The sequence below is a fragment of the Acidovorax sp. Q11 genome, from assembly GCF_054950075.1.
Map to the genome: position 1 here is coordinate 1 of NZ_JBUDZG010000079.1, position 1,434 is coordinate 1,434.

General features: G+C 61.6%; 1 protein-coding gene. It reads left to right on the forward strand.

Translation table 11 applies throughout. The annotated features are described in order from the left end of the window. Positions 1–171: 171 nt before the first annotated feature. Complete coding sequence (locus ACYZGB_RS22740; RefSeq protein WP_462391258.1) at positions 172–1,410, forward strand: IS4 family transposase; 1,239 nt, start codon at positions 172–174, stop codon at positions 1,408–1,410. The last annotated feature ends 24 nt before the right edge of the window (positions 1,411–1,434 follow it).

Sequence of the window (1,434 nt, forward strand, 5' to 3'; positions counted from 1 at the left end):
CCAATCCACCGCACTTAAGCTAAAATATCACCCGTAACCCATTGATTTAATTGGTTTTTCTTGCAAATCTTCACTTGACGCGGAACACCCCCATGGCAAGAAATATCAGGGTTAACCCTTGGATTCGATAGCGCAGCCCTTGCGCACCTGCTCGCCGATCTGAGCCAGCACATCCACAGCGATACCTTCACCCAAGCCGCACGGCTTTCCCAACACCCCAACGCCTTCACGCGCAGCCGCAAACTGCCCTTGCCCTGTCTCATCGGGGCCTTGCTCAGCCAGCGCGCCTCCTCCCAGCAAGTCATGCTCGATAGTTTCTTTGGAAGCTTGGCCGGGGATGGTGATGGTGATGGGGCTGGTCTCGGACATGTGCGCGGTGTCTCTGACCGCGCCTTTGCCAAGGCCCGCAGCCACCTCGATTGGAATGCCCTGCACGAGCTCAATGCGCGTGTGCTCGCGGCTGCTGATGCCTTTGTACCCCGCTGGCACGGACGGCGTGTGGTGGCCGCTGATGCCAGTGTGCTCATGCCCGCCCTGCGCGCTTGCCATCGGGTACGGGTAGCCAGCGCAGATCAACGCTTGTTTGCCCTGTACTTGCCTGGCGCCGAACTGTGCTTGCATGCCCGCGTGTATAGCGCCCAGGTGCCCGAGCGGCAGATGCTGTTTGAAGCCTTGGAGCAATTGGGGCCTTCGGATGTGCTGGTGCTGGACCGGGGGTATCCCGCCAGTTGGCTGGTGGCGCATTTGCTGGAGCGGGGCATAGGCTTTTGCATGCGCTGCGACAAAGCCAATGGCTGGGTGGCCATGCAGGCGTTCTTGCAAAGCCACCAGGACGAAGCCATCGTGCAACTGAGGACACCCAGTGCGCAGGATGCCAAAGACTACGAGTGCTCGGGGGCTGCCCCCTGGGTGCGTTTGGTGCGCTGTATCTCCAGCACCGGGCAGGTGCGGGTGATGGCCACCAACTTGCCAGCGCAGGACTTCCCGGCATCGGTGTTTGGGGATCTGTATCACCAGCGCTGGCGGATTGAAGAGGCGTTCAAGCGGTTAAAGCACCGCCTCAAGCTCGAGAGTGTCTCGGGGCTGACGCAGCAAGCGCTGCTGGTGGATGTGGCGGCCAAGGTGTTGGCGGACAACCTGGCAGCGTTGGTGTGCATGGCAGTGCAGACTGCCCACCAGCTGCAGCCTGATGACCGGGTGTGCAACCGAGCGTATGCAGCGGTCGTGATGCAGCGCTGGTTGCCGCGTGCGCTGCTGCTCTTACGGGGCGGCTTGCAGGGGCTGCAGGAGTCGATTGCCCATGCTATTGGCCTGCTGGGCAGGAACTTGGTGCGCCGCGTGCCGGGCCGATCTCAACCCAGACCTGCGCGGCATGTGAAGCCGCATCCGCATATGGCTTACAAGGGGTAGTGGGGGCTTAAGTTCGGTGGATTG